The organism is Pseudomonas fluorescens NCIMB 11764 (genome assembly GCF_000293885.2).
GTDB classification, from domain to species: domain Bacteria; phylum Pseudomonadota; class Gammaproteobacteria; order Pseudomonadales; family Pseudomonadaceae; genus Aquipseudomonas; species Aquipseudomonas fluorescens_B.
On record NZ_CP010945.1, the window covers coordinates 5,438,986 to 5,459,027 of the forward strand.

Consider the following 20,042-nt stretch of genomic DNA (forward strand, 5'->3'; position numbering starts at 1 on the left):
GTAAACCTTTAGACCGGTGTCGCGACTTTTGCTGCCAGCGGAACGCCCGCTTCGACCGGACTCTGCGCCTTGCACGCCTGGCTCAACGTCAACGATTTGGTCTCCGGCGCCCAGGCCCAGGACAACAACGCGCCCAGAGCCAGAATCGCCGCCAGTATCCCCATGGTCGGACTCAAGCCAATTCCCGCCACACTCACCGGCAACAGGAACGTGCTGACCGCCGAGCCCAAACGACTCACTGCCGTCGCCAGGCCGATCCCGCTGGCCCGCACTTCGGTCGGGAAGCTCTCGGCCGGGAACACGCCCACCAGATTGCTCACCGCCGACAACACCAGGGTGAACAGCCCGAACACCAGCACCATCAGGAACGCTGCGCTACTCGGCAACACGGCCAACATGAACAACGCCACCGCCAGGATGATGAACGAGTTGATCAGGAACCCGCGTCGCGAGAACTTGATCGTGCACCAGATCCCGATCAACGCGCCGAGGATCAGCAACAGGTTCAGCATCAGCTCGGTGCCGAAGCCTTCGGCCAGGCCCATCTTCTGCAGGATCGACGGCAAGAAGGTGTAGATGGCGAAATACGGCATCACGATGCACACGAAGAACAGGCAGTTGAACGCGGTGCGCTTGCGGTATTCGCGACTGAACAACACCGCATAGCCAGAACGGGTTTCGGTGGACTGGGTTTCGTCGAGCTCGACGTTGGCACCCAGGTGTTTTTTGACGATGGCTCGGGCCTCGGCAATCCGGCCCTGATTGACCAACCAGCGCGGAGACTCTGGCGTGCCGATGCGGGCGATCAGAATCAACGCCGCCGGGATCGCCGACGAGGCCAGCATCCAGCGCCAGGCATCGTCGCCAAGGCTGAGCATGGCGGTGCCGACGAAAGTTGCGGCGACGTAACCGAAGGTCCAGATCACGCTGAACGAACCCAGCAATACACCCCGGTGTTTCTTCGGCGCGAACTCGGCGAGCATGGCGTGGCCGACACTGAAGTCACCACCCAGGCCGATACCGATCAGCACCCGACAGAGAAACAGGCCCATGGCCGTTTCAGCGTAGAACTGCATGACCGAGGCGATGGTGATCAACACGAAGCTGACCAGGAAAATTTTCTGCCGGCCGACCTTGTCGGAAATCCAGCCGAAAAACAGGCTGCCGAGAAACAGCCCGATCAGCGCCGATGCGCCGATCAGCCCCTGCCAAAATGCATCCAGCTGCATCTGTGGGCTCAGCAGGGTGAAGGCGATACCGATCAGGCCGAGAATGTAGCCGTCGGTGAAATGTGCACCGAAGGTCAGGCCGGCGATCTTGAGATGGAAGCGCCCGATGGGCAAGTCGTCGATTTTTACCGGTTGTACGGACATGTAAGTCTCCAATTGTTGTTATTGACGGAGAAATGAAACCGATCGTTTTTGCTGTGTGCGGACTGGTGTGGCGAGGGGATCTGTCCCCTCGCCACAAAAGCGCGTTCCTACAGGGTTTGATGGGGTTAGAGACCACCCATCAACAGGTATTTGATTTCCAGGTAATCATCCAGGCCGTACTTCGAACCCTCGCGACCGAGGCCCGATTCCTTGACGCCGCCGAACGGCGCCACCTCCGTGGAAATGATCCCTTCGTTGATCCCGACCATGCCCGCTTCCAAGCCTTCGGCCATGCGCCACACTCGGCCGATGTCGCGGCTGTAGAAGTAGGCCGACAAGCCATACGGCGTGTCGTTGGCCTTTTGCAGCACTTCGGCTTCGTCCTTGAAGCGGAAGCAAGCGGCAACCGGACCGAAGGTCTCGTCCTGAGCAATCAACATGTCGCTGTTGGCTTCGGCGAGGATGGTAGGTTCATAAAACGTGCCGCCGAGTGCGTGGCGACGGCCGCCGCACAATAGCTTGGCGCCCTTCCCCAATGCGTCGCTGACATGCAGCTCGACCTTGGCCAGCGCCGCTGCGTTGATCAGAGGACCTTGCTCGGTTTCACCGTCCAGCGCACTGCCAACCCGCATCGCCGCCACGGCTTCGGCGAGCTTGCCGGTGAAGGCCTCGTAGACGCCGTCCTGAATGAAGAAGCGGTTCACGCAAACGCAGGTTTGCCCGGTGTTGCGGAATTTCGAGGCCATTGCGCCTTTGACGGCGGCGTCCAGATCGGCATCGTCGAAGACAATGAACGGCGCGTTGCCGCCCAGTTCCAGCGAAACTTTTTTCAGGGTGTCGGCCGCCTGACGCATCAGCAATTTGCCGGTGCGCGTGGAGCCGGTAAACGACAGCTTGCGCACGATGCCGGAAGCTTGCAGCGCCCCGCCAATCGCCACCGCATCACCTGAAACGATGTTGAACACGCCCGCCGGAATCCCGGCCTGCTCGGCCAGTACCGCCAGGGCAAACGCCGACAGCGGGGTTTCTTCCGAAGGCTTGAGAATCATCGTGCAACCCGCCGCCAATGCCGGGCCGACCTTGCGCGTGACCATCGCCAGCGGGAAGTTCCATGGTGTGATCGCAGCGACCACGCCGATGGCTTCCTTGACCACGATGATCCGCGCATCCGCCTTGTGGCTCGGGATCACGTCGCCATAGGCGCGCTTGGCTTCTTCGGCAAACCACTCCAGAAAACTCGCGGCGTAGACCACTTCGCCCATGGCTTCGGCCAGCGGCTTGCCCTGCTCGCGGCTGAGCAGCGTCGCCAGCTCCTTCTGGTTGCTCAGCATCAGCTCGCCCCAGCGCTTGAGCTTCTGGCTGCGTTCCTTGGCGGTCAACTTGCGCCAGGCCGGCAAGGCACGGTTGGCGGCGTCGATTGCAAGGCAGGTTTGTTCGGCGCCGGCCTTTTGCACGTCGGCGATCAGTTCGCCATTGGCCGGGTTCAGCACCGGGTAAGTGACACCACCGCTGGACCATTGGCCATCGATGAAATTGCCGTGACGGATCAACGCGCTCATGCCACAGCCTCGGTCAGGTTGAAACGTTCCAGACCCGGGCGGGCCGAACGCAGGATACGTTTACCGGCGGTGTAATCGTTGATCACGTCGCACGGGGTGTAGTTGCGTTCCAGCTCATGCAGCTCTTCGGCATCGAGTCGGGTTTCCAGCGCGGCCAGGGCGCTGTCGAACTGCTGCGTGGTGTCGGCGCCGACCAGCATGCAATCCACGCCGGGATGATTGGCGACCCAGGCCTGGGCGATCTGCGCGTTGGACACGCCGCGAGCACGGGCCACACGCTGTACCGAATGCGCGATCTCGAACGAGGCTTCGTCGCTGTACATCTGCTGGGTGAAAAAGTCAGTCTGGTTGCGGGTCGATTGCACGTCGCCGGTCAACAGACCTCGGGCCAGCGGGCTGAAAACCGAGACGCCCAACCCCTGGTCGCGGCAGAACGGAATCATCTCGCGCTCTTCTTCGCGGTAGGCGCAGTTCAGTTGCAGTTGCATGTTGATCGGTTTGACCCAACCGTTGCGCTCGCAGGCCATGAGTATCTTCGCCAGCTGCCCGGTGAGCATGGTCGACACGCCGATGTAACGCGCCTTGCCGGAGCGCACGATGTCGTTCATCGCGCTCATGGTTTCTTCGACCGGAGTATTCACGTCGAAGTAATGCAGCATGAACACATCGACGTAATCCATGTTCAGTCGCTTCAGCGACGCGTCGATGCTGTCCATGATGTGCTTGCGCGAATGGCCGCTGGCGTTGATGCCAGCGCGGGTGCCATAGCCGACTTTGGTGGTGATCACCAGGTCTTCGCGGCGGGCCAGGCGCTTGACGATGCGCCCCACGACTTCCTCGCCGACACCGGCGGAATAGAAGTCCGCGAGGTCGATGAAATTCACGCCGTTGTCCAGCGCGTGCGCCACGATCGGCTCGCTTTTCTTCTCATCGAAAATCCACGGTTTCCAGTCCGGGGTGCCCATGTTCATGGTGCCCAGGCACAGACGGGAGACTTGCAGGCCGGAGTTGCCCAAACGAATGTATTGCATGGTTCGGACCTCAGGCTTTTGGCGTGTAGAAAGGGTTGCTGATGTGATTGACCACATCCGCCAGTTGCGCGGTTTCCGGTTTGCCGGTCAGCGCGGCACGGATCGCCGTGCGGCAGGCGTTGTAGTTGTTCAGGTAGACCGCATCGAGGTCATCGCACGCCGGGTTGACCCAGTTCGCGGTGACGATGGCCCACTCGTCTTCGGCCTCCGGCGGCAAGGTGCCGTCGAGCAAGGCTTCCAGCACCGCCTTGGCGATCCCGGCCTGGGACGCGCCCCAGGTTGCGTTGCCGTGCAGGTCACTGCCGATCGCGGCTTTGTTCACGTAAAGGGTCATCGGCTTGACCGGAATGTTCGGCTGGGCGATCACCATGAACGGGCAATGGCCCTGGCTCGGCGATGCCAGACTATTGGCGAACGCCTGCCCTGCCGGGCCGTTGCGCGGGCCGATCAACATGTTGATGTGCGCGGCGTTCACGCCCGGGCCTTCGAAGCCTTCACCGATATACAGGTCGAGTTCTTTCATGAGTCGTTACTCTTCAGGGATTTGGGGTGATCAGAAATGCACGCAGACCGTGGCGGTCGCGTGGCAAATGTCGGGAGTCGAAGAGCGCGGGTCGTGGCGGAGAGAATCAGTCATGAGTGCAAACGCTCTTTTTTGTTGTTGATGAGCTGTGTTTGCGATTTTTTAACACTGGGGGTTGGCGGGGCTGTAACCATTAAAAGTCATGGGGGCATGACTTCAAGTCATACCCTGATAAATCTGCAGGAGCGAACTCTTGTGGCGAGGGAGCTTGCTCCCGCTGGACTGCGCAGCAGGCCCATTTTCTGGGTCCGCTCCGCGAACCAGCGGGAGCAAGCTCCCTCGCCACAAGAGCTGGCTCCTGCAGGGGTCGCGCTGTGTTGGCTTATTGCGACATGTTGTCCTTCTTCATGGCGTCCTTGGACATCGCATCTTTCTTCATCCCGTCCTTGCTCATCGAATCCTTGGACATGGCATCTTTCTTCATCGTGTCCTTGCTCATGGCATCCTTTTTCATCGTGTCTTTCTTCATGGCGTCCTTGGACATCGAATCCTTGCTCATGCTGTCATTGCTCATGCCGTTGGTTGCTTCAGCGGCAAATACACTGGCAGCACCCATGGCGAGGCACATGGACAGAACGACGGTGGTCAACTTTTTCATGATGAAACTCCTTGAAGCACAGGTTGCGGGTGAGTGAAGTTGTCGGGCGCCGTCAGCTGCCACCGAACCAGTTGTAGCCCTGGTCTTCCCAGTAGCCGCCGCTGTAGGTGTTGCTGACGAAAATCGCCTGGATGTGTTTGGGGTTTTTGTAGCCGAGCTTGGTGGGCATGCGCAGCTTCATCGGGAAGCCGTATTCACGAGGCAGCACCGCGCCGTCATAGGTCAGCGCCAGCAGGGTCTGCGAGTGCAGCGCGGTGGCCATGTCGATGCTGGTGTAGTAGTCGTCGGCGCATTTGAAGCCGACATATCTGGCATCGGTGTCAGCACCAACTCGTTTCAGGAAATCGCTGAACCGTACGCCGCCCCAACGCCCGATCGCGCTCCAGCCTTCGACGCAGATATGCCGGGTGATCTGCTCGTTCTGCGCCATGGCACGCAGCTCTTCGAGGCGCCAGCTGCGTTTGTCGGCCACCAGCCCGGTGACTTCCAGTCGATAGCTTTCTTCCTCGACAGTGGGTGCCTCGTCGATGCCGTAAAAGGCATTGAACGGAAACGGCCGGGTGATCATCGACGCCGGATAGGTCGGCGCCAGTGCGTTGGGATTGAACAACCAGCCCTGCACCCGATCGTTGAACCGCGACATGGAGGACAACGCCGTCTCGACGCTTTCGTTGTCGGTGATGTTGCAGCCGGACAACATGGCCACGCCACCGAGGGTCAGCCCACGCATCAGGAACGAGCGGCGTGAGCGGTCCTCGATCTGCGGTGCAATGATTTTCCGGGCGTCTTTCAGGATGGACGACTCGTCCAGACCTTCGATGCGCTTTTTCATACGGACTCCTTGCGACCGACAATCATGGCCAGCAACGTTTTGGGAACGAGCGCGACCATCGCCAGGTGCACCGCCACAAAGGCCATCAACAGCGCCATCGCGATGAAATGCACATGCCGCGCCGCTTCGTAGCCGCCCAGCAATTCACGCAACAGCGGAAACTGGACGGACTTCCACAACACCAGCCCGGAGATCACCAGCAGCGTGATATCGACCATCACGAACAGGTAGGCCAGCCGTTGCACCTGGTTGTAATGACTCAGGTCGGCATGCCCCAGACGTCCGCACAATGCAGCCCACAGGTCGTGCACAACACCTTTGGGTGACACCGGGAAAAAACGCCGTGACAGACGACCGCTGGCGAGGTTGATGACCAGGTAAACGAGCCCGTTGATGGCGAGGAACCACATCGCGGCGAAATGCCATTGCAATGCACCGCCGAGCCAGCCGCCCAGGGTGATGCCTTTGGGAAAACTGAAGTCGTAAAGCGGGGAAGCGTTGTAGATGCGCCAACCGCTGGTGACCATGACCAGCACCGCCAGCGCGTTCAGCCAGTGGGTGAGCCGGAGCCAGCGCGGATGGGATGAAGCAGGTATCGGCGACATGATGGGCTCCCGGCGGTGTTGTTATTCGTTGGAGCCGAGTATGGGAGCCGACAGATCGCCAAATCCTCACGTAAAGTTAAATTATTTGTGATAACTCCAAGGGCCAGAGCCGCTTGTTTTGTCCCGTGAGTTAATCATCGACACGATGTTTAGCTAGCTCCGCCTCAAAATCTTCTATCTTAGGGCCTAGAGATAAAAATCTATTCACGCTGTCCTCATAGAGTCTAAACGCCTCCTCTGCCCCTACAGTGCTTCTCGCTTCCGGAATGTCCATATGAGTTTTTTCGACCTGGACCAAATCAATATCTGATAGCTCTGGAATATACTCACTCCTCAAGTCCAATATCTCCTGGTTTATATCAGCCGAAGTAATTGGCCCGCTACTAAAGGAACGACTCAAGCTACTCGATGAGCTGTAACCAGAATCAGAACTGTCAGTGCTGCTGGTGCGTTCCAAAGGCTTGTCGACATGGGTTTCCGGCAAACTTCTTTGCACGCTCCGCTGGCTATTTTCTTGCTCTTGTTTTCGCCTCTCACTACTTAGGTGTGCCTGATAAGTTTGCGACCGTCCAATTCCAGCAAGTACATTAGTCCACTCACGCCCCCTGACTGCGCGGGCATTCAGATAGTTTGTCTGTTTTTCTGCTTGCCCCCGACTCAGCATATCTTGGCGCTCATTCTCCTCTCGATCACGCTTATTCAAACTGGTTTGATAAGCCTGGGCACCCGCACGGACTGAAAATTTCGCCAGTTCAGCATCGTGCTGTTTGCGCTCTTGTTTCTTTCGCGCCACCTCATTTGCCTCATCGGCTATTCGACGGTTATCCGCTGCAATTCTTTCCTGGCGCTGCTCCCTGGTCCCTATCAATAAACTTATCTCGTGAACTGCCTGATCCTGCCTCCTGGGGTCGGCAAATATGTTGACGGACCCGGCTTGAGGACGCTCAAAGCCTGGAAACTTTCGAGCAAGAAAACCTCGTGCACGTTCCTCACTCAATGTCCCATTGCTTACACAGCTATTCAGAGACTGCATCAAACTCTTCGCTATTTGCCCTGGCACCCAACTTGCTTTCGACCCCAAGAGGCGACCATTGAAATACGAGACCGGAATTCTGAACAGTTCATCTGCTCGCTTAAAAAGATTCAAATCAATGACCGAGGCTTGTACGACAGGTGAAGACTTCGCCAGTAAAATGGCAAATTCCAACATCCGTTCAATTTGCACCGCCTTGATTTCTTCTCCTGAGTTCAAAGCCATTGTCAATTTATGTTGTAGTTCAACGCTAGCAGGACCAACAGTATCCAGCGATTTGCTCACTGGAGCAGTGGGCGGGGTCATTGCATTGGCAGAACCGGATGGCCTATCTGGCTTTGCGTCATCCTCACTATCGCTGTCAGATAAAATATCTGTTCGGTGAGTTGTCGAGAATGCCCCCGCACCGGCTCCGCCGTTATCAGAATCATCGTCACGAGGCTTCTTTTCCATAGCATTGGATACAGGAGCGCAGACGCCTTCCGATGTTTTTCGATCGGCTGCGCCCCCTCCTCTCAAACCCGTTTTTTTACGCTGGGCAATGAAGGCGGCGTTTTCATCGTCTTCGCTCAGACTGTCATCGCCATCATCTGAAACATCCTCTAATTCCTTCGGAATTGTTTTATGCCTCTCCAGCGCCTGTATTTCCGTTCCAGTCAATTTATCGTGGTCCCGAAAACAGTCTTCCGGGAGTAGGCGTTTAGTCAAATCTGTGAGATTGCTAAAGCGGTGCTCGGCGTGAGGCTTATAATGGCCACTACCATTTGTCCAGAATTTTATTTTTCCTTCTTCAAATAGAATCTCGCCCGCAAAGAGTGTTGGTTTGCCGCCGCTTAACGAACTGTGACCGTCTACAAAGAACGGGTCTTTATATCGATGATTGTTGAGCTTTCCGTTCGAACTTCTTTCGTAATTTCTCGAACCGCAAATAATATGGTCAGGCTCCTCGGCAAGGATCACAAACGCGAGCACACCTTCCAGGTCATACCTTTCCCCATTGTCTTGCCGAACAAACTCATATTCATTTTTGTCGTTTTTTCTGAGGTCAAAAAATTGATCCGGATAAGCTGGTTTCTGCATTTGACCATTGGGATCCTCCCTGAGCACTACTCGGCTTTTCTCCAGAACACTTGGGACTTCAAATGTTGACATTGCAGAAGCATTCAATGTCGTACCCGACGATGCCACACCGGGTGGAGCTGTTTCTTTCGCGGGTACATAGCGAGCCCACAATTCTGGATCCTGCTCCCACGGCGAGGGTTCCGGCATGTTGTTTTTATAGAACCTGACGGTATCGCCCAGTTGCGCTCTGCATCGATACAAATGGCGCAGTTCTTCCGCCGTTATTCCGTTTGCTTCCAGCTCTTTATTATCAACCACATCAACCATCTGAATATCATCCAGCAGAACATGGAGGCAGGCCGTTGACACTCCTTCACTTTTTTGCTGAATAAACTCATCGATCATACGTTTACTTATATTAGAAAAGAGGTAGGTGGCCGATTTATGAATCCGTTGCCATGCTTCTCCCCTGGTAAATTTTTCCCGTCCTTCTTCTGCATCGAGGAGGCCGTATGCATGAGCATAACCAGGATGCTTGCACATATCTGAAAACAACTTATCCAGTTTATTGCTTGTACTATCCGGAATGTCTGAAAAAGCATTGTTAATACTTCCACTCTCTTGTGCTCTCTCTTCCAACTCGACAATACAATCAAAAAAACCGGTCACAAAATCTATAACACAATCCACCGGCACACTGGGTGTAACATCCGATAAAGCAACCTTGTCATCCTTGGCATTGTTATTGCCAACCGAATTATTATCCCTACTTGGCTTTTTTCGTTGTTTCTCTGCCGTCACGACAACTGCCAGCGCGTCTTCCACGTCGATTATCGTAGTAGGTTTGTCGTTTACCTCTGTGCCTGGCAGACTTTCAAAATTATAGGCTTCAGGCTGCTCAGCCATTATATTAAATGCAACCCTCAGACTTTCCAGGAGACGGACTGGCGTCCATGTAGAATTTTCCTTGCTGGTGATCGAAGACAGACCTAGTACGCGATCTCCTCTAGCTTCAGAAAAAGAAGAGCAGAAATACTGTTCGGATACTGCTGTTGCAGAGGCTGTTTCGCTAACTTTCTGTCGAACACTTTGAGTGCTTAACAAGTTTGAAGAACCGCAAGAAGAGAACATGCTATTTGTTTCTACCGTCAATGTATGCAGGGGTCTAACGCTGCGAAATGGTTTGTCACGCAGTTTGAACGTCCAGCCAATTACAGCAACGCCGGCATCGTAACTAAATATTTGATGGCTGCGACCTGTGTTGACTTTGATGAAAAGCCAGGCGGATACAAGCCAGCCCTGTATCTGGGAGTAGGACCTCCAAGCATAGAAACTCCCACATTGATTGCGTCATCCGCTCATTCGCTGCAATTGTGGTTAAAATGCCGCCCCCTCAAATCGCCGATCCGACCCGATGAACTCAGAAGCGCTGACCACCCTCCACGACCATCTGCTGACAGCCCTGGCAACGGCCCCTGCAGAAACCCGCCGGCTGTTCCACGGTCGCGGTCGCTGCTGGCCGGGTCTGGAGCAACTGACCGTCGACTGGCTGCAGGGCGTGGTGCTGGTGTCGCTGTTCAAGGAACCTGAAGCAGCGCAACTGGATGCGTTGAAACAGCGGCTGATGGCGATCACCCGGTCACCCGAGTGGACGCAATCCGGTGCACATACCCTGGCGCTGCAGCATCGTTACCTGCTGCAAAGCACCACCGAATGGCTGGTCGGGGATGTGATCGAGGACATGACCATCACCGAGGGTGGCCTGCGCTATCGCGTGGACCTGGGCCGCAAGCAGAACACCGGTTTGTTCCTCGACATGCGCTATGGCCGCGATTGGGTGCGCGCCAATGCACAGGGCAAGCGGGTGTTGAACCTGTTCGCCTACACCTGCGGTTTTTCGGTGGCGGCCATCGAGGGTGGCGCTGAACACGTGGTCAATCTGGACATGTCCAGCCCGGCCCTGAGCCGTGGCCGCGACAATCACCGGCTCAACGGGCACGACTTGAGCAAGGTGAGTTTTCTCGGCCACGACCTGTTCAAGTCCTGGGGCAAGGTGATCGGCAAAGGTCCGTATGACCTGGTGATCATCGACCCGCCCTCCTTTCAGAAAGGCAGCTTTTTGCTGACCAAGGATTACCAGCGCGTGCTGCGGCGGTTGCCGGAATTGCTCAGCCCGCACGGCACGGTGCTGGCCTGCATGAATGACCCGGCGTTTGGCGCGGACTTCCTTATCGAGGGCGTGATGCGTGAAGCGCCGAGCCTGCGGTTCGAGCGACGGCTGGAGAACCCGCCGGAGTTTCCGGATGCGGATGTCGAGTGCGGATTGAAGGCGTTGGTGTTTACGCTCGGCTAACTAAAGATCTTTTGAAGTTGATATCAACGCGGCCGCAATACCAACGCGAACAACTCGCCATGCCCGTTCACATTGAGCTTGTGATAGACGTTGCGCCGATGCACCTTCACCGTTTCCGGCGATATCCCCAGTTGCTGGGCAATCGCCTTGCTGGAGAAGCCCTGAAGAATCAGGCGCGCCGTTTCGATTTCCCTCACCGTCAAGCGCGCATCAAAGCGATCCAGCAGGGTCGCCAAATCCCCGGCCACAGCCTCGGTGGCCGGGCCTTCCGGCGGCATCAATTGCAGGTGACGACGCATCGCGGCCAACACCCAGTCACGCACACAGAGCAGACGGCCCTGCTCTTCCAGGGTAAAGCACGTCGAGCGACCCAGTGACAGACCGAGCACGGCACCTTCGGCGTTGATCATGAACTGCAACTCATCACTGCCCACCACCGAGCGGAAGTAGCTCAGGTAATACTCGCTCTGCTGAAACTGGTCGGGGGCTACCGAATCGAGGCTATGCAAACCGTCAGCGATACCGGCACAGGCCGCCTGATAAAACGGATCGAGCAGGTACATGCCGGCGCTGTAGCCGGCCAGTTCGTCAGGGTCGTCGCCGCTGCCCCTGGTGTCGAAATCAATCAGCAGGCGCGGCACTCGGCCAGGCGTCATCACCGCGACCAAGGCATTGTCCAGCGGCACCAGCAGTCGCAGCGTGTCGAGCAGCGCACGCCAGAAACCGTCCTGCCCCAACGCGCCAAACACCCGCGCCAGGCCCTGGTGCACCGGCAACTCTTTCAGCAACGCATCCACGCTCTACCCCTTTCGAGTAACCCATGATGGGAATGGGTGAGTTCCCGGCCTGCCGATACGCTGCAAGCACCTGTTCATCACCGGCCTGCAGCAGGCCAGGAGTGCCGCATCATGAGTCGTCCCCGTCAACAGATCAATCTTGGGTTGAGCGCCTGTCTGTGCGTTTCGCTGGCGGCGGTGGCTGCCGAGGGCCCGACGGTTCACGTCTACAACTGGTATGACTACATCGGCCCCACGACCCTGCACGACTTCAAGCGCGACACCGGCATCTCACCGGTTTACGACACGTTCGACAGCGCCGAAGTGCTGGAAGGAAAACTGCTGACCAGCCGCAGCGGTTATGACGTGGTGGTGGCCAGTAACTTCAGCCTGCCGACCCTGATCAAGGCTGGCGCACTCGCGCCCCTGCCCCATGCACAGATGCCTGACTTCAAAAACATGGACGCTGATCTGTTGGCGAAACTGGCCAACAACGACCCAGGCAATCAGTACGCCGTGCCGTACCTGTGGGGCACCAACGGCATCGGCTACAACGTCGACAAGGTTCGCGCCGCGCTGGGCGACAAGGCACCGGTGGATTCCTGGGAGCTGGTGTTCAACGAAGCCAACCTGGCCAAGCTCGGCCAGTGCGGCGTGGCCATGCTCGACTCGCCGTCCGAGATGCTGCCGGTCGCCCTGCACTACCTCGGTCTGCCGCCCAACAGCACCAACCCCGAGGACTACAAGAAGGCGGAAGCGCTGCTGCTGAAACTGCGTCCGCACATCGCCTACTTCAACTCGTCGAAGTTCATCAGCGACCTGGCCAACGGCAACATTTGCGTGGCGGTGGGCTGGTCGGGCGCGATGCTCGAAGCCAAGACCAACGCCGAGCAGGCCAACAACGGCGTGAAGATCGCCTACAGCCTGCCCAAGGAAGGCGCGCCGGTGTGGTTCGACACCCTCGTGTTGCTCAAGGATGCACCGCACCCGGAGCAAGGGCTGGCGTTCATCGATTACTTGATGCGCCCTGATGTGATTGCCCCGGTCAGTGACCACCTCAACTACCCCAACGGCAACCGCAGCGCCACGCCACTGGTGGCCGAAGCGACCCGCAACAATCCGGCGGTGTACCCGTCCGCGCAAGCCTTGGCCACGTTGTTCACCCTTCAGCCGCTGCCGCCGGCCACCGAGCGGGTGCGGACGCGGATCTGGAGCAAAGTCAAAAACGGTCAGTAATTGCGCCGCTCCCGCAGGGTCTGCGTCTAGCCCAGCCACTTTTTTCTGCCACGAATTGAAGATGAGAGAATCGATGAAACCACGTGCCCGCGACCTGAACCTCCAGTTCGGCCAACTGCAACCTGGCCCGCTCAATGCCATCACCGATGTACCCGGCGTGCGGGTCGGCCACAGCAATGTGCGGGGCCGCAGCGCGCATGGCCGCGACATCCTGACCGGGGTCACCGTGATCGAGCCGCGAGCCGGTTCCACGAGCCAGCACCCGTGCTTCGCCGGTGTCCATGTGCTCAACGGCAACGGCGATGCCACCGGTCTAGAGTGGATTCGCGAAGCGGGTCTGTTGACCAGCCCGGTCGCCTTCACCAACACCCACAGCCTGGGTGTGGTTCGTGATGCGTTGATTGTCCTGGACCGTGAACAGCAACCCGACGACGGACGACTTTACTGGAACATGCCGGTGGTGCTGGAAACCTTCGACGGTTTGCTCAATGACATCAATGGCTTTCACGTGAAGCCCGAACATGTGGCTGAAGCCCTGCGCACCGCAACGGGCGGGCCCGTGACCGAAGGCTCGGTCGGCGGTGGCAGCGGCATGATCTGTCACGAATTCAAGGGCGGCATCGGCACCGCTTCGCGACGTCTGAACAGTGCCCAGGGCGGCTGGACCGTTGGCGCCATCGTCCAGGCCAACCACGGCATCCGCAATGAATTGCGCGTCGACGGTTACCCGGTCGGGCGCTCCATGGAAAAAGCTGACTCGCCATTTCTCAAGGCCTCGTTGCCCCATCCGGGCATGGGCTCGATTGTCGTTTGCCTGGCCACCGATGCGCCGCTGTTGCCGCATCAATGCACCCGCCTCGCCCAGCGCGCCAGCCTCGGCCTGGCACGCACCGGCGGCGGTAACGAAGACCATAGCGGCGACATCTTCATCGCGTTCGCCACCGGCAACGACGTCCCACCCGCGGCTTATGAAAGCAAGAAGGCGCCGACTACAGACAACCTGCGCATGGTCAACAACGACCACATCAGCGAGTTGTTCCTGGCCGCCACCGAAGCCGTGGAAGAAGCGATCATCAACGCCCTGCTGGCCTCCGACACCGCCGAAGGCAATGGCCATGCGGTGCCGGGGCTGGACGCCGAAACGCTGCTCAAAGCCTTGCGTCGGGCAGGCTGGCCGGGCGAACAGGCGTAACGGGATCGACCTGTGCCGAAGCCGCAAGGAGGCGGCGACCCAAGGCGCTAGCGGCCTCCAGATGCACCGTCGGGTTCTGGCTTTCCGACTCGAGGAACAGCTCGGACGTCAGCACCCGAGCACCGCAGTAATCGAAAATGCCGTGGTCGATCTGCGTTCTCATCGCCTCAGTGAAACCGTGTCGATCAAACGTGCCCGCATCGGCACCGCCGACGCCGATGAGGTGAACCCGCAGGTGACCCAGTTTTTTCTCCAGGCTGTCCGCCGTGTAATCGAACGCCCAGCCGTTGGTGAACACTCGATCGATCCAGCCCTTGAGAATCGCCGGCATTGACCACCAGTAGACCGGATAGACCAGCACCAAATGGTCGGCACGGTCGATTCGTGCCTGTTCGGCGATCACATCCGCGGGCGGTGACGCTTCCCGGTGATGCACCGCAAAATCCGCGGCGCCGAACCTCGGTTCGAATCCTTGGGCGAACAGATCGGCAAATTCCACGGTGTTGGCGGGATCGCTGGCGGTCAGGCCTTCAGCGATCCGGGCCGCGAGGCTGTGGGTAAGCGAATCGGGATTGTGATGAGCGACAACGATGAGGGTATGCATGATGGAAACTCCTGGTTGAGAGCACAAGGCGGACCTTATATACTCTTGGTAAGTTACGATCAGTAAGTTACTTTTGGTACATAGCCATGTCAACCTCCAAAACAACCGCGCAAGATTCCACCCCGCAACCACGACGACGCCTGTCCCGGGAGGACCGCCTGCGCCAGTTGCTGGACGTCGCCTGGCAACTCGTTCGGGAAGAAGGCACCGACGCGCTGACACTGGGGCGGCTCGCCGAACAGGCCGGGATCACCAAACCGGTGGTGTATGACCACTTCACGACGCGCCCCGGCTTGCTGGCGGCGCTCTACCAAGACTTTGATGCGCGCCAGACTGCCGTCATGGATACGGCACTGCAGAACAGCGAACCGACGCTGGTCGGCACCGCCAGGGTGATTGCCTCGTCGTACGTGGACTGTGTGTTGCTGCAGGGCAACGAAATCCCGGGCGTGATCGCCGCGTTGGCCAGTTCGCCGGAATTGGAGAAGATCAAGCGCGAGTACGAGGCGATCTTCCTGAACAAATGCCGATCCGCCCTCGCCCCCTTCGCGGGCACGGGCGAGATCACGGCAGCGGGTTTGCGGGCGATGCTCGGTGCGGCGGAAGCCTTGTCCCAGGCTGCCGCGACGGGTGAAATCAGCGCCGTACAGGCGCAGGACGAGCTATTCGAAACCATCGTCGCAATGGTTGAAAGAGGCGCGCGTGGCAGGGCTGGCACAGAGGCGACTAGCGGTACTTGAGTGCCGAACCTCATCTTCCTACGATGATTCTACGCAGCCGTTTGTTTGCTCAACTCAGCGGTTGCGTAGGTGGTGAGTGATCTGAACCCCTACCAAGCTCGCCGCTTGTTTCACGTGCATCTTGAGCCTCGAGGGCTCTACTTCCTCCCCATCAAAGAGCCTTGAGGCTCTTTTTCAAGTGCACGCATTCCAGACAGGAAAAAGCCCGGCTTCTGACCGCAATGTTGTTCACTTAAGAGTGTCTTGAATCAAAGGAAACTTGTGGTGAGGGAGCTTGCTCCCGCTTGAGTGAGTAGCACTCACAAAACTCGGCAATAGTTGTCAGATTTTTGGGGCCGCTACGCAGCCCAGCGCGAGCAAGCTCGCTCGCCACAAAGGTATGCACGATCCAAGAGCGCGCTTAAGTGAACAGCATTGGGCTTCTGACCGGGCTTTTTGCTGTTCAATCGCCGGAAACCGATCGCCACGCCGCGTGTGCAAGCGTGTCCCGGTACACCTTCGGACTGCCCTTTACCCGGCCCGACAGCCATGCCCTGCAATAGCTGTCTGCCTGGCCAATGATCAGCGACAGCAGCAATTCGGCCGGAGTGCCTTTCAACTCATCGCCTCTGGCCGAAGCCGACAGCCATTCCAGCAGTTGCTTGTTGCGCGCCTTGTTGCGGGTCGTCAGTTCGTCCTTGAAAGGCCCTTTGGTGACGGCAAATCGCGCGTGGTACTGGAAGCGCGCCCACTCGGGTTGGCTGTCGACCCAATCCACGTAACTGTGCACCAGCGCGTATACGCCTGCTTGCGTGGTTTTCGCGTCGCTCAAATAGCTGTCGCGCAACCTGGCCTGATCGTCCAGGGCGGTGAAAAACAGCGCGGCCACCAGACCTTCCTTGTTCCCGAAGTGGTGATAAATCGCGCCCACGCTGGTGTCGCATTCGGCGCGGATCATTTCGATGGTCGTGGCCTCGATTCCCTGCTCGTTGAACAGTGTGAGGGCCTTTCGAAAAATATCGCGCTTGAGTTCAGCGCGTCTTCCGGGGTAGCAGCGCTCGAGTAAATCTGACGTTTCCATGTTTAACACAGACCCAAAAAACCAAGAGTGAAGGCATGTGATCGCCATCGAACAAGGTTGACAGATTTCCCGCTGACAGAATACTGTTCCGTTACAGAACATTATTCTGTTACGGAACAACATTCTGTTAATCCGATCATCAATGAGGTTTCAAAATGAGTCAGTTCCTCAGCCTGTTTAACAGCGTGGGCCCGCAAGCCTTCAGCACAATGGCCTGCCAGGTGGCGCCCTACTTCAGCACCATCAACCCGCTGGTCACGGAGTTGCGCAAAGGCTCTGCGACGGTGCAGGTGCCGTTCGCCAAGGAAATCACCAACCACCTGGGCACCGTGCACGCCATCGCGATGTGCAATGCGGCTGAACTGGCAGCGGGGATGATGACCGACGTGTCGATTCCCGAAGGGGCACGCTGGATTCCAAAAGGCATGACAGTCGAGTACCTGGCGAAGGCAAAGACCGACGTCACGGCGGTGGCCGATGGGGGCGACGTCGACTGGACCACCGGAGGCGACAAGATCGTGCCGGTGGACATACTCGACGTTGAAGGCAGGAAGGTGTTCACGGCGCGGATCACCATGAACGTGAAGCTTTCTTAAACCCTGATTGGGTCTAATGTGGGAATGGGCTTTTTGTGGCGAGGGGATTTATCCCCGTCCGGCTGCGCAGCAGTCATAAACCCTGTACATGCGGTTTAACAAGGAAATGCTGGGGCCGCTGCGCAGCCCAACGGGGATAAATCCCCTCGCCACAAAAGCTCGCTTGTACATTTAGAGCGCGGTTACTCGCCCAACCGCTCCCGCACAAACTCATTGGCCTTGTACGTCAGCTGGTCCAGATGCCGGTCACGCTGTTTCTCCGCATCGAGCATCGCGCGCTTGCCGTGTTTTTGCAGCAAGTAGGTATGAATCTGCCGCACCTCCAGCGAGCTGTAGATCGACGCCACATCCAGCAATCCCATCAAGCCGCCGGAACGATGATCGCGGGTGTTCATCAGCACCTGAGTACCGCGCACGCCCACCACCTGAAAGCCCATCGACTCAAACCACGGTACCTTGGCAACCGCGCAGGTCAGCTCGGCATGCGGGTAGCGACCGACCATTTCCCGCAGCATCTTGCGCGCCACGCCCTGGCGCCGATGACCGGCCTGGACCGCCATGTACGCCACGCCGCACGCCTCGGGATCATCCTGGAACGGCAAGTACAGCAAGAAACCGATAACCGTTTCCGGATCGTCCACGTCCGTGGCGACGATCAACTCCACTGCAACCCCTTTCGACCCGTTCAACGCCTCCAGATAGAGGTGCACTTCGTAGCCGATCGCGTACTGGTACACGTTGTACAACAGGTTGCTCGGCGGGATGGCGACCATGCTGATGTCGGTCAGGTTGTCGACGACCATCTGCAGGATCTGGCTGGAAAGATGCTCAGGGCATGGGGTCTTGAAGTGGGTGATCTGGGGCATTGAGGCTCTGGACTCTGGGAACGGACGGGCGTGCGTATCATAACGTGCTGGCGGGACCGAAGGGGGGAGCTGTGCTGGTTGTTCGGGCCTTGGCGCCGGCAAGCCGCGACGTGCACCCTACTGCTGCGGCGCAACCATGCGAAACCTGATGTTGATGTCGTCGGAAACCACCGTATCCGCCCACTCGCCCTCGCCTATATTGAAGTCGCTGCGCTTGAGCGTCAGTTCGCCATCGAAGATGCCGATGGCGTTCTCGGCTTTCAGTTGCACGGGCACTTCCACCTCGCGGGTGATGCCCCTGAGCGTGAGTTGGCCGGTGATCGAATAGCGGTCGTTGCCCACTGATTTCACAGCGGTCGACTCAAACGTCGCTACCGGCGAGTTCGCGGTGTCGAACCAGGCGGGCTTTTTCAGTTCTTCGTTGGCGTCAATGCTGCCGGCATCGATGCTGTCGAGCTGGATGGTGAGCGCGGCATGGGCCGCTGAAGGGTTTGCGGTGTCGAAATCCAGCTTGCCTTCGAATTGGCTGAACGTGCCGTAAACCCGAGAGCTGAACTGGTTATAAGTGAAGGAAAGCGTGCTGGCGGTTGTATTGACTTGCGTGTATTCGGCGGCATCGGCGCCAGACAAGGCGCCAAAGGTGAGCGCAACAACCCATGCGGCGAAAGGTGGCAATCGAGGATTCATGGGACTCTCCGGGCGAGGCTCCCACTGATTTGATCAGGTTGTTGCACCGTTTCACCACCGTTTTTTTTTGCAACGGCGTGAACTCGTCCGGCGCCCGCCCGTGGCGCCGTCGAGTCCTGTCGCATCACTCGGTGATGACGTTCAGTGCCACGTCGATGTTGCCGCGGGTGGCTTTCGAGTACGGGCAGATCTGGTCGGCCGTGTGCGCCAGCTTCGTTGCAATCTCGTTCGACAGGCCTGGCACACGCAAGGTCAATCGAGCCTGCAGGAAGTACGCCTGACCGGTCTGGCCCAGATCGACCTCGATGTCCACGGACGTCTCCGCCGGCAGTGCCACGTTCAGGTCCTTGGCCACCAGCCCGACCGCTGCGGTGTAGCAGGCGGACCAGGCGCCGGCGAACAGTTGCTCGGCCGTCGGGTGCGGTTGAGTGTTCGAAAACACATGTGCCGGTGTGGCGCTGCCGGGCGACGACAGCACGATGTCGAGGCTGCCGCTATGTCCGCGCGAGGTCTTGCCAGCGGCGCTGACGGTGGTGTGGGTTTTGCCGGTGGCCAGTACTTTATCGATCTTGCTCATGATGATTCCCTTAAGATTTGTATTCGTATGCGCTTTTATCGCATGCGATATATGAGATAAAAAAAAGATTTAAACGGTGAGGACATTCAGCGCCACGTCGATGTTGCCGCGAGTCGCTTTCGAGTACGGGCAAATCTGGTCGGCGGTATGCGCCAGGGTCGTTGCAATGTCCTGCGACAGGCCAGGTACACGCAAAGTCAGCCGAGCCTGAAGGAAGTACTCCGCACCGCCCTGCCCCAGATCGACTTCGATGTCGACCGACAGATCCGCCGGCAGCACCACGTTCAAGTCGTTGGCCACCAGACCGACCGCGGCGGTGTAGCAAGCAGACCATGCACCGGCGAACAGTTGCTCGGCCGTCGGGTGCGGCTGGGTCGCGGCGAATACGTGGGCTGGCTTGGCAGTGCCCGGCGTCGACAAGGTGATGTCGAGGCTGCCGTTGTGACCGCGTGAGGTGTTGCCGGCAGCGCTGGCGGTGGTGTGGGTTTTGCCGGTGGCCAGGACTTTGTCGATCTTGCTCATGGGGTGAATCCTCTACGGTGCAATGGGGTTTGATTTCTTGTCGCGTTCGATTGTGTCGTGTACGATGGATTAATATTCACTCAGGCACGCACCGGTGTCAATAGGTCGTAGCGCACATCGCTGACGAACGGTATTTATCGCCCCGGCTTCCCCCTGG

The 20,042-nt window shown here is 58.2% G+C and carries 20 protein-coding genes; 5 read left to right on the forward strand and 15 right to left on the reverse strand.

Going from position 1 to position 20,042, the window contains the following annotated elements; translation table 11 throughout:
• Positions 1 to 8 precede the first annotated feature (8 nt).
• The 8 genes from B723_RS24735 to B723_RS24770 all read right to left on the reverse strand — a co-directional run bounded on the left by B723_RS24735 (position 9) and on the right by B723_RS24770 (position 9,807).
• A complete protein-coding gene (locus B723_RS24735) occupies positions 9 to 1,373 on the reverse strand; it encodes an MFS transporter (RefSeq protein WP_017337362.1) in 1,365 nt (454 codons plus the stop codon).
• A gap of 125 nt (positions 1,374 to 1,498) precedes the next feature.
• Positions 1,499 to 2,932, reverse strand: a complete 1,434-nt coding sequence (locus B723_RS24740) for an NAD-dependent succinate-semialdehyde dehydrogenase (protein WP_017338435.1) — start codon at positions 2,930 to 2,932, stop codon at positions 1,499 to 1,501.
• Positions 2,929 to 3,963, reverse strand: a complete 1,035-nt coding sequence (locus B723_RS24745; protein ID WP_017338434.1) for an aldo/keto reductase — start codon at positions 3,961 to 3,963, stop codon at positions 2,929 to 2,931. Before B723_RS24745 ends, B723_RS24740 begins: the two co-directional genes overlap by 4 nt.
• A 10-nt stretch (positions 3,964 to 3,973) precedes the next feature.
• On the reverse strand, positions 3,974 to 4,486 hold the full coding sequence (gene fae, locus B723_RS24750) for a formaldehyde-activating enzyme (protein ID WP_017338433.1): 513 nt from the start codon (positions 4,484 to 4,486) through the stop codon (positions 3,974 to 3,976).
• Positions 4,487 to 4,868: 382 nt separating this feature from the next.
• Positions 4,869 to 5,144: a pentapeptide MXKDX repeat protein gene (locus B723_RS24755; protein WP_017338432.1), complete on the reverse strand. Its 276-nt coding sequence runs from the start codon at positions 5,142 to 5,144 to the stop codon at positions 4,869 to 4,871.
• 52 nt (positions 5,145 to 5,196) lie between these two features.
• Positions 5,197 to 5,976, reverse strand: coding sequence for a molybdopterin-dependent oxidoreductase (locus B723_RS24760; RefSeq protein ID WP_017338431.1), 780 nt, complete (start codon positions 5,974 to 5,976; stop codon positions 5,197 to 5,199).
• Complete coding sequence (locus B723_RS24765) at positions 5,973 to 6,581, reverse strand: cytochrome b/b6 domain-containing protein (RefSeq protein ID WP_017338430.1); 609 nt, start codon at positions 6,579 to 6,581, stop codon at positions 5,973 to 5,975. Before B723_RS24765 ends, B723_RS24760 begins: the two co-directional genes overlap by 4 nt.
• Positions 6,582 to 6,711: 130 nt before the next feature.
• Positions 6,712 to 9,807, reverse strand: a complete 3,096-nt coding sequence (locus B723_RS24770) for a hypothetical protein (RefSeq protein ID WP_144425271.1) — start codon at positions 9,805 to 9,807, stop codon at positions 6,712 to 6,714.
• 283 nt (positions 9,808 to 10,090) lie between these two features.
• Between B723_RS24770 and B723_RS24775 the strand changes: the two genes are divergently transcribed.
• Entirely contained in the window at positions 10,091 to 11,029 is a 939-nt protein-coding gene (locus B723_RS24775; protein ID WP_017338428.1) for a class I SAM-dependent methyltransferase, read from the forward strand.
• A gap of 23 nt (positions 11,030 to 11,052) precedes the next feature.
• Here the strand turns inward: B723_RS24775 and B723_RS24780 are convergent, their stop codons facing one another.
• Positions 11,053 to 11,826 carry a helix-turn-helix transcriptional regulator gene (locus B723_RS24780; protein WP_017338427.1) on the reverse strand — a complete coding sequence of 258 codons (774 nt, stop codon included), beginning with the start codon at positions 11,824 to 11,826 and terminating at the stop codon, positions 11,053 to 11,055.
• 111 nt (positions 11,827 to 11,937) lie between these two features.
• On the opposite strand from B723_RS24780, the gene B723_RS24785 reads away from it, so the two are divergent.
• Positions 11,938 to 13,041, forward strand: a complete 1,104-nt coding sequence (locus B723_RS24785; RefSeq protein ID WP_017338426.1) for a polyamine ABC transporter substrate-binding protein — start codon at positions 11,938 to 11,940, stop codon at positions 13,039 to 13,041.
• A 73-nt stretch (positions 13,042 to 13,114) separates the two neighbouring features.
• Entirely contained in the window at positions 13,115 to 14,233 is a 1,119-nt protein-coding gene (locus B723_RS24790; RefSeq protein ID WP_017338425.1) for a P1 family peptidase, read from the forward strand.
• Here the strand turns inward: B723_RS24790 and B723_RS24795 are convergent.
• Positions 14,190 to 14,837, reverse strand: a complete 648-nt coding sequence (locus B723_RS24795) for an NAD(P)H-dependent oxidoreductase (protein ID WP_017338424.1) — start codon at positions 14,835 to 14,837, stop codon at positions 14,190 to 14,192. The two genes, B723_RS24790 and B723_RS24795, sit on opposite strands and share 44 nt — an antisense overlap.
• A gap of 86 nt (positions 14,838 to 14,923) precedes the next feature.
• On the opposite strand from B723_RS24795, the gene B723_RS24800 reads away from it, so the two are divergent.
• Positions 14,924 to 15,577, forward strand: a complete 654-nt coding sequence (locus B723_RS24800) for a TetR/AcrR family transcriptional regulator (protein ID WP_017338423.1) — start codon at positions 14,924 to 14,926, stop codon at positions 15,575 to 15,577.
• 442 nt (positions 15,578 to 16,019) lie between these two features.
• Here B723_RS24800 and B723_RS24805 read toward each other — a convergent pair whose 3' ends face one another.
• Positions 16,020 to 16,637 carry a TetR/AcrR family transcriptional regulator gene (locus tag B723_RS24805; protein ID WP_017338422.1) on the reverse strand — a complete coding sequence of 206 codons (618 nt, stop codon included), beginning with the start codon at positions 16,635 to 16,637 and terminating at the stop codon, positions 16,020 to 16,022.
• 155 nt (positions 16,638 to 16,792) lie between these two features.
• Between B723_RS24805 and B723_RS24810 the strand changes: the two genes are divergently transcribed.
• A complete protein-coding gene (locus B723_RS24810) occupies positions 16,793 to 17,233 on the forward strand; it encodes a hotdog fold domain-containing protein (protein WP_017338421.1) in 441 nt (146 codons plus the stop codon).
• A gap of 182 nt (positions 17,234 to 17,415) precedes the next feature.
• On the opposite strand, the gene B723_RS24815 is transcribed toward B723_RS24810, so the two are convergent.
• The 4 genes from B723_RS24815 to B723_RS24830 form a co-directional block, all read right to left on the reverse strand.
• Positions 17,416 to 18,099: a GNAT family N-acetyltransferase gene (locus B723_RS24815; protein ID WP_017338420.1), complete on the reverse strand. Its 684-nt coding sequence runs from the start codon at positions 18,097 to 18,099 to the stop codon at positions 17,416 to 17,418.
• A 117-nt stretch (positions 18,100 to 18,216) separates the two neighbouring features.
• Positions 18,217 to 18,786, reverse strand: a complete 570-nt coding sequence (locus B723_RS24820) for a YceI family protein (RefSeq protein ID WP_017338419.1) — start codon at positions 18,784 to 18,786, stop codon at positions 18,217 to 18,219.
• 124 nt (positions 18,787 to 18,910) lie between these two features.
• Positions 18,911 to 19,363 (reverse strand): Ohr family peroxiredoxin, encoded by a 453-nt coding sequence (locus B723_RS24825; protein WP_017338418.1) that lies wholly within the window; start codon positions 19,361 to 19,363, stop codon positions 18,911 to 18,913.
• A 69-nt stretch (positions 19,364 to 19,432) separates the two neighbouring features.
• Positions 19,433 to 19,885 carry an Ohr family peroxiredoxin gene (locus B723_RS24830; protein ID WP_017338417.1) on the reverse strand — a complete coding sequence of 151 codons (453 nt, stop codon included), beginning with the start codon at positions 19,883 to 19,885 and terminating at the stop codon, positions 19,433 to 19,435.
• Between the last annotated feature and the right edge of the window lie 157 nt (positions 19,886 to 20,042).

Coding starts and splice junctions, on each gene's coding strand:
- B723_RS24735 (WP_017337362.1), bottom strand. CDS start 1,373: ATGTCCGTACAACCGGTAAAAATCGACGACTTGCCCATCGGGCGCTTC.
- B723_RS24740 (WP_017338435.1), bottom strand. CDS start 2,932: ATGAGCGCGTTGATCCGTCACGGCAATTTCATCGATGGCCAATGGTCC.
- B723_RS24745 (WP_017338434.1), bottom strand. CDS start 3,963: ATGCAATACATTCGTTTGGGCAACTCCGGCCTGCAAGTCTCCCGTCTG.
- fae (WP_017338433.1), bottom strand. CDS start 4,486: ATGAAAGAACTCGACCTGTATATCGGTGAAGGCTTCGAAGGCCCGGGC.
- B723_RS24755 (WP_017338432.1), bottom strand. CDS start 5,144: ATGAAAAAGTTGACCACCGTCGTTCTGTCCATGTGCCTCGCCATGGGT.
- B723_RS24760 (WP_017338431.1), bottom strand. CDS start 5,976: ATGAAAAAGCGCATCGAAGGTCTGGACGAGTCGTCCATCCTGAAAGAC.
- B723_RS24765 (WP_017338430.1), bottom strand. CDS start 6,581: ATGTCGCCGATACCTGCTTCATCCCATCCGCGCTGGCTCCGGCTCACC.
- B723_RS24770 (WP_144425271.1), bottom strand. CDS start 9,807: ATGTTCTCTTCTTGCGGTTCTTCAAACTTGTTAAGCACTCAAAGTGTT.
- B723_RS24775 (WP_017338428.1), top strand. CDS start 10,091: ATGAACTCAGAAGCGCTGACCACCCTCCACGACCATCTGCTGACAGCC.
- B723_RS24785 (WP_017338426.1), top strand. CDS start 11,938: ATGAGTCGTCCCCGTCAACAGATCAATCTTGGGTTGAGCGCCTGTCTG.
- B723_RS24790 (WP_017338425.1), top strand. CDS start 13,115: ATGAAACCACGTGCCCGCGACCTGAACCTCCAGTTCGGCCAACTGCAA.
- B723_RS24795 (WP_017338424.1), bottom strand. CDS start 14,837: ATGCATACCCTCATCGTTGTCGCTCATCACAATCCCGATTCGCTTACC.
- B723_RS24800 (WP_017338423.1), top strand. CDS start 14,924: ATGTCAACCTCCAAAACAACCGCGCAAGATTCCACCCCGCAACCACGA.
- B723_RS24805 (WP_017338422.1), bottom strand. CDS start 16,637: ATGGAAACGTCAGATTTACTCGAGCGCTGCTACCCCGGAAGACGCGCT.
- B723_RS24810 (WP_017338421.1), top strand. CDS start 16,793: ATGAGTCAGTTCCTCAGCCTGTTTAACAGCGTGGGCCCGCAAGCCTTC.
- B723_RS24815 (WP_017338420.1), bottom strand. CDS start 18,099: ATGCCCCAGATCACCCACTTCAAGACCCCATGCCCTGAGCATCTTTCC.
- B723_RS24820 (WP_017338419.1), bottom strand. CDS start 18,786: ATGAATCCTCGATTGCCACCTTTCGCCGCATGGGTTGTTGCGCTCACC.
- B723_RS24825 (WP_017338418.1), bottom strand. CDS start 19,363: ATGAGCAAGATCGATAAAGTACTGGCCACCGGCAAAACCCACACCACC.
- B723_RS24830 (WP_017338417.1), bottom strand. CDS start 19,885: ATGAGCAAGATCGACAAAGTCCTGGCCACCGGCAAAACCCACACCACC.